This is a genomic window from Cyclobacterium sp. L-R (assembly GCF_056859355.1).
Genome location: NZ_JBSXOH010000094.1, coordinates 46033 through 53679, shown reverse-complemented (window position 1 = coordinate 53679; position 7647 = coordinate 46033). Strand labels below are relative to the sequence as shown.

General features: G+C 37.8%; 4 protein-coding genes and 1 rRNA gene. All 5 read left to right on the top strand.

The features are described 5' to 3' along the window. Positions 1–107: ribosomal RNA gene (gene rrf, locus AC13EX_RS20105) — 5S ribosomal RNA — on the top strand; the annotation flags it as partial. Positions 108–298: 191 nt separating this feature from the next. Continuing rightward, on the top strand, positions 299–904 hold the full coding sequence (locus AC13EX_RS20100) for an RNA polymerase sigma factor (RefSeq protein ID WP_482894060.1): 606 nt from the start codon (positions 299–301) through the stop codon (positions 902–904). Positions 905–1110: 206 nt separating this feature from the next. Next, positions 1111–2193 (top strand): FecR family protein, encoded by a 1083-nt coding sequence (locus AC13EX_RS20095; protein WP_482894059.1) that lies wholly within the window; start codon positions 1111–1113, stop codon positions 2191–2193. Positions 2194–2357: 164 nt separating this feature from the next. Further along, the gene (locus AC13EX_RS20090) at positions 2358–5690 is read left to right on the top strand and encodes a SusC/RagA family TonB-linked outer membrane protein (RefSeq protein WP_482894058.1); all 3333 of its coding nucleotides are present in this window, start codon (positions 2358–2360) and stop codon (positions 5688–5690) included. Positions 5691–5722: 32 nt separating this feature from the next. Then, positions 5723–7525 (top strand): RagB/SusD family nutrient uptake outer membrane protein, encoded by a 1803-nt coding sequence (locus tag AC13EX_RS20085; RefSeq protein ID WP_482894057.1) that lies wholly within the window; start codon positions 5723–5725, stop codon positions 7523–7525. Positions 7526–7647 lie beyond the last annotated feature (122 nt).

Sequence of the window (7647 nt, the reverse complement as noted above, 5' to 3'; positions counted from 1 at the left end):
CGGCCCGGCGCAGGGGACCCACCTCTTCCCATCCCGAACAGAGAAGTTAAGCCCTGCAGCGCCGATGGTACTGGGGTTACACCTGGGAGAGTAGGTCGCCGCCTTCATTGACCCTTAGAGAAATCTAAGGGTCTTTTTTTTTGCTCTTTTTTCTAATTAAATATATATCGAAAACGATCTCTTTTCACCCAATATGAGTATTTACTATTCATAAAATACTCCGTACTTCGTCTGAAATATTTTTCTTTTAATAGATTAATATTTACATTAACATTCTGATAAGCCCAATTTAATTAGAATGTATACCAAGTCATTTAAGTTTAATTCCATTGATCATTCTGATGAAGTGATCCTTTGGCAACAAATAAAAAATGGAGACAAGAAAGGTCTGGAAGGCCTTTATCTAAGGTATTCACGTGAACTTTACAGTATGGGCATGTCTATCAAACAAGACAAAAGTTTAATTAAAGATTGCATTCATGATGTCTTTTTAACTGTTTGGAATTCCAGAAATAGACTCGGGAATACAGACAATATCAAACTTTACCTTTTCAAATGTTTAAGCAATAGAATTTACAGAGAAGTTGGCAGAGACAAAAAACGGTACAGTACCCAAACACTTGATGACTATGAAGAAGTGGGGATACTTGATGGCATAGCCGATGAGTCATTTGATGGACAAACAGATGAATTGAAAAAGAGAAAATTACTAATAGCTATTGATAAATTACCCATGCGTCAAAAAGAAATTATTCATTATCTTTTTTTTGACAATCAATCCTACGAAGATATTGCCCATATCATGGGCCTAAATCTTCAATCAGCCTATACTCTTGCCTGGAAGTCCCTAAATTCATTAAAAAGAAACATGACAGCTGTTATTTTTTTATTATTAATTTTCTAAGTTATAGTATCATCTTTAAGATTAATTAACTCTGGTCTAACTTTTCTAACTTCCAATTTATTAAAACTATAAATCTTTTTGATTTAATTGCTCTTTTAGATATAATACTGGTTTGATTTTGTCTAAAATGTAAATTTTTAAAAATAACTGTCAAACGAAGGATAGGTTTGTCCCTTTCATGTATTATATCCCCGAATTCAATAATTATGGATATTAGGCGATATAAAGTGGAAGATTTTGTTTTGGATCCCAATTTCAAAAGGTGGGTTCTAAAACCAACTATATCTGACAATTTATATTGGGAGGGTGTTTTTGAGAAAATGCCTTTTAAATTAAATGAAGCAATCCATGCCAGAGAAATAATCATAAACCTTTCCCATAAAAAATTTAATCTTTCTGAAATTGACCAAATGTTGCTTTGGGATAGTATTGATAAGCATTTATCAATGGACAAAGAAGATGAGAGGTTGAAGATTATTCCCCTTCATCCTGTTGGTATTTTAAAGGGATCGACACAAAAACATTTCAGGAATAATCGGCAAAATTTTGTATGGGTTAAGGTGGCAGTAATTTCCATTATGCTCGTTTTTGTTGGTGCTTTAGCCCATTCTTTTTTCACTAAAACCGTTCAAATTGAGGAAGAACCTATCGTATATGAGGTGAAAAAATCTGAACCTGGTGTAAAGATGCAATTGACTTTAAAAGATGGTACAAAAGTATTGCTTAATTCTGGTTCTACTTTTCGTTATCCTAAGAATTTTGACCTGGAGACTAGGTCTGTTTTCCTTACTGGTGAAGCATATTTCGAAATTGCCAAAGATAGCCTAAGACCATTTATTGTTCATAGTGGAGATTCGAAAGTGACTGCATTGGGGACTTCTTTTATTGTGAATGCGTATAATACCGATCAAATTGACATAGCATTGATAGAAGGTAAAGTTGCTGTTAAAACTGCATTTGATGCTAAATCCCAATTACTGAACCCTGGAGAGGCGCTTTTATTGGATCATACTAAGGGAATACTAAAGAAAAGGGAGTTTAACCGTGATAAAATTTTAAGCTGGACAAATAAAACGATTTTTTTCGATAAAACCTCTCTGAAGGAAGCCATTAGCGTCTTGGAAAATTGGTATGGGGTTAAAATTGTTGTTCACGATATACCTAGAGAAGAAATTTTCTTCTCCGGAAAATTTAAAGAAGAAACGCTTAAAAATGTATTAAAAGGCTTGAGTTATGCCTCCAAATTTAAATTTACAATCAATAAAGATAAAGTTGAAATTAGATTTTAACCCAATATTAAATGCCTATGAATTAAAATCGAAGTATAAAAGTAAACCGAAGATGCGTCAACATCTTCGGCTTGCAAAATTAGCGGATACAAATTTTGTGATAGGTAAGCCGCCTAAATTAATTAAACCATTGTTCAATAGTCTAAAATAATTATAGTAAAGATATGAAAAAACTTGTACTATTCCATGTTATACGCATGACAAAACTGTTCACCTATGCCTTTCTAATTCAGTGTTTTACCATGAGTTTCCTTTTTGGTCACAATGGGAATGCCCAAATTAAGGATATAGAAGAGGTGATGATAAAGCTTTCATTAGACGATATTCTAGTTGAAGAAGCTTTTAGTATTATTGAGGACCTTTCAGGTTTTAACTTTGTCTATTCAGCCAAAGAAATGGAAAATGTGGATAGAGTTTCTGCAACCAATCAAACCCAAAGTCTTTACGACCTTTTGAAATCAATTTCCGGACAAACCAAACTTCAATTCCGGCAGGTAAATAACAATATCCATGTTCGAAAAGCCGAATCTTCTTCTAAACCGGAAATAGATGTAGACAAAGTTTGGGCAGACGTCACTGTTTCGGGTACTATAACGGATGATGAAGGTTCACCTTTGCCAGGTGCAACTATAACTGTTCAAGGAACTACTGCGGGCACGGTTTCTGATTTGGATGGAAAATATTCCCTTACAGTTGAAGAAGGAGCCACCTTGGTTTTTTCTTACATTGGTTATCAAGCCCAAAATGTAAAGGTAGGGAATCAGTCCACATTGGATATTCAATTGGTGCTTGACGCCTCTGCTCTTGAAGAAGTAGTGGTGGTGGGATATGGAGAAGTAAAGAAAAGTGATTTAACCGGAGCAGTAGGTTCTGTCGATTCAGAAGCGATTGTAAGACAAAATCCTGTCCAGGCAGCTAAAGCCCTTCAAGGTCAGGTCGCCGGTGTCAATGTAAATAAAATCAATTCCCGTCCAGGTTCTGATTATACTATCGATATCAGAGGTTTGCAGTCCATAGGATTCAGTAACGAACCGTTGGTTGTAATTGATGGGGTTATGGGAGGGAGATTAAACACCTTAAATCCAAGTGACATTGCTTCAATGGATGTTTTGAAGGATGCTTCTTCTTCTGCGATATACGGAGCCAGGGGAGCCAATGGAGTAATAATAATCACTACCAAGAAAGGAGTTAAAGGTAAAACAAAAGTTACCTATGAAGGATATGCTGGAGTTAAAACACCAGCCTTCTTACCAGACCTAATGAATGCTCAAGAGTTTTATACTGCTTATAATGATGTGGTAATTGCTGAGAATCCCAATGCCCAGGTGGTTTGGACTACTGCACAATTGGAAAATGTTCAAAGTGGCAAGTCAGTGAATTGGGTAGATGAGGTAACTGCTCCTTCTCTCCAAACCAGCCATGTGGTGGCGCTTTCAGGTGGAAATGAAAATACTACCCATTATTTCTCCACTGGATATTTAAATGAAAAAGGCAATGTCTTGTATACCGGATATGAACGCTTTAACCTTAAGGGTAGTATGGATAGCAAATTGAATAATATAGTTAAGGTAGGCTTTAATACCTATTATACTTATAGTATTCTAAGTACTGGTTCATTTGAAACCTTACGAAATGCTTACAGGGCAAGACCTACCGGTACTATCTTCTATGATGATTTAAGCAACCCTACCGAAACCAATGACAAAAACGTTGATGGCTATGCCTTTTGGATGGGAATTAAGGATACTCAGGTCAACAACCCGTTGACGGAAGTGGCTGCCAAAAATTTTCAGGATGAAACAAGGGTTTCCAATTTTCTTGGCAATGGATACATAGAACTCACCCCTTTTGAAGGCTTTTCTTTTAAATCTTCTTTGTCAGCATCTGTATTCAACAGCAGAAGAGGAGAATTTCGAGGAGCCGATTCCAAAAGCAGGATTAATAAACTTCCCAGTGCTGGGAATGATTTTACCTTCAATGGTTCTTATACCTGGGACAATATCATTAATTATAAAATAAAAAGAGGGCTGCATGACTTTAATATTACTGCAGTTCAAAGTGCCCTTCAGGAAAGGTTCGAAACCTCTACCATTCGAGTGGAAAACCTGGCCTATAATTCAAGTTTTTATGCTTTGAATACTGCGGCTCAAATCAACGGTGTAGGTAGTGATTTGGTGGAAAGATCAATAATGTCCTATATGGGCAGGTTAAATTACATATTCAATAACAAATACTTATTGACTTTAACAGGCAGGTATGATGGTTCATCCGTTTTGGCAGAAGGCAACCAATGGGCTTTTTTTCCATCCGCAGCCATTGCCTACAGGCTTGGTGATGAGGAATTTATTCAAAATCTGAATTTTTTCTCTGATTTAAAATTGAGATTAAGTTATGGTCGGGTTGGGAATGATGTAGTTGCTCCTTATTCTACGCAGGCTTACCTGAGTAGAACGGCCTATGATTTTGATGGTAATCCTGCTTATGGTTATGCGCCTAGGAATATTGGTAATGCTGATCTTAGATGGGAAAACAGTGAGGAATTCAATTTGGGTATCAATATGGGTTTTTTGGGTAACAGAATCAATACAGAAGTTGAACTGTACAATAAGAAAACCAATGACCTGATTCAAAATGTGGCCATTCCTACTTCACTAGGCTTTGGGGCTGTAACTTCGAATGTTGGAAAATTACTTAATAGAGGAATTGAGGTAACCATTAATTCGGTGAATGTTCAAACCCAAGATTTCAGATGGAATACCTCTATAAATTTCTCCTCAAATCACAATGAAATTTTAGAATTGTACGGGGGAACGGTTCAGGAGGACATCGCCAATAAACTTTTTGTAGGGCAGTCGTTAAATTCAAATTACTATTATGAGTTTGATGGAATTTGGCAATTGGATGAAACAGAAGAAGCCTTGACTTATGGACAGGTTCCCGGATCAGTAAAAGTGGTGGACCAAAACAATGATGGTACGATCTCTTCTTCAGGAGGGATAGATGACAGGGTTATCCTAGGAAATCAGTTGCCGAAATGGATGGCAGGTATTAGCAATACCTTTACCTACAAAGATTGGGACCTCTCCATTTTTATCTATACCAGACAGGGTGTGCAGTATAGGAACAGCTTGTTGCAAGGTACCATGGGAGACCTTGGTAGTAACCGTTACAATGGCTTAAACCTCAATTACTGGACAGAAAATAATCCTACCAATGATTATTATGGCGTTTGGCAAAACAATCCGTACAGGGAGGCCATACAATATAAAGATGCTAGCTTTTGGAGGATTTCAAACATTACGCTGGGGTATAACTTACCTAGTAATTTTCTTAATGCCATTAAGTTCAGCAACTTGAGACTGTATGGACAGGCCAATAATGTTTATGTTTTTACTAAGGAAAAAAATGTTTGGATGGACCCGGAATTTAATTCAGGCACCTATCAGGATGATGTTCCCCATTCCATAATTCAGTTTGGAGTTAGTGCATCCTTCTAATTTCCCTATTTGAAACCTAAAATATTTTAAAAATGAAAAGATATAACCTTCAATATATAGTCCTGTATTTTCTACTGATGTTTGGTGGAGCAGGATGCCAGGATTTCTTAAAGGAAGAGTCCATTTCAAATATTACTACAGATTCCTACATTACCACAGAAGCCGGATATGAGGACTTAATTAAATCATGTTATCCTTTATTGCGGGATTTTGTTCTCCAATACCCCATTGCTTTACCCGGAACAGACCTTTTCCAAAATGGAGGCTGGAGTGAAAAAGCAGTGGGACAGGGCCCTTCGCTTGATACTTATGTGAACATTACTTCAGAAACCTTTACCGGGCCTTGGGATATATTTTACCGTGAGATAGGTCGAACGAATGCCGCCATCAGCAGGGCGGATGACATTACATTTGCCAATCCAGACACTAAAGCCGCTAGGGTTGGTGAAGCCAAGTTTTTGCGAGCCTTGTCGTATTTTTATCTGGTACAGACTTGGGGAGATGTTCCCATGCCTTTGGAAGAAACCATTACGGCCAATAAGGCGGTAGTGAGAGAATCCTCTGCCAATATTTATACCCAAATTTTAAAAGACCTGACAGAAGCAGAAGCTGCACTTCCTGTCGAGGCCACTGATTATGGAAGGGTGACCAAAGGAGCTGCCCAATTTCTTTTGGCAAAAGTATATTTGACAAGAGGTTGGAATTTTAATAATTCTTTGGGAGGTAGTCCGGATGATTTTAACAAGGCCTTGACCTATGCAGATAAAGTGATCGCAGATTACCCCTTGGTGCAAAATTACAAGAATCTTTTCCCTATCAGATCCGAAAATCCGCTCACTCAATATACTGGTCAGCAGGATGCGAGAAACAGTGAAGTGGTTTTTGCAATTCAATACAACGATGATGTTTTGACCAATGCCAATGAGGGGGACAACAGAGAACCAGGTAATTATTACCATTCCATTTTCCCTGGAAATGGGGAATTGGTGGGAAGTAACGGTAGGACTAGTGATTATAACAGAAATCTGGCCCAAAACGAACCGACCCCTTCTTTGTATAGAATGTTTGACCCTCAATTGGATGTACGGTATTCCCATAATTTTTTAAGGGTGATTTATGCTTTACAACCCGTAAATAATTATGCCTATAGTTTCGAAGATCCCAACTTGACGGTAAGCTATGAAATAGGTGATACGGTTGCATATTGGACGCCATGGAACCAGCCTGCTTATGGTGCAGATAAAGGTATTGATGAGGGAGGATCAAAAAAATATGCAGTGATGAATCATGAGCAAATTATAAGTGGGGTAGCCATTTCAAGACTAACTGCTACCAGACCATCCATGTGGAAATTCTGGGAACCAAATATTCCTTATGGGGATGGTTATGGTACTTTCGACTTTGCTTTGTTCAGATCTGCAGAGGCTTATCTTTTGGCGGCTGAAGCCATTGTGAAAGGGGCCTCAGGAGGAGCCTTGGGAAGCGCAGATGTCTACTATAATAAAGTCCTGGATCGTTCCGTAGGTGAAGGAGTAAATCCCCAGAAAGCAAAATTTCCTGAGATCCTCAGCTCATTGGAAACAGAGTCATATCGGGCCACTCCCTCTACTATTTCCATTGATATGATCCTTGATGAAAGTGCCAGGGAATTGATGGGGGAATTCAACAGGTGGTTCGACCTGAAAAGAACAGAAAAACTGATAGAAAGAACCGAGAAGTACAATTTCTGGACCAAGGCAAATGGGAATTTATCGGAAATGCATTTGTTGAGACCGATTCCTCAGCATGAAATTGACAGGTCTCAACCTTCTATTTCGCAAAATCCAGGTTATTGACAGCTATGATCTTATAGAAAAATGATTAAAATGGGGGAAAAGAAATTTTCTCCCGTTTTGATATCTGACATTTTGGAGTCATTCCGCTAAATATAGGCTATAATGAATTCCCTATTTCAGAT

Coding starts and splice junctions, on each gene's coding strand:
- AC13EX_RS20100 (WP_482894060.1), top strand. CDS start 299: ATGTATACCAAGTCATTTAAGTTTAATTCCATTGATCATTCTGATGAA.
- AC13EX_RS20095 (WP_482894059.1), top strand. CDS start 1,111: ATGGATATTAGGCGATATAAAGTGGAAGATTTTGTTTTGGATCCCAAT.
- AC13EX_RS20090 (WP_482894058.1), top strand. CDS start 2,358: ATGAAAAAACTTGTACTATTCCATGTTATACGCATGACAAAACTGTTC.
- AC13EX_RS20085 (WP_482894057.1), top strand. CDS start 5,723: ATGAAAAGATATAACCTTCAATATATAGTCCTGTATTTTCTACTGATG.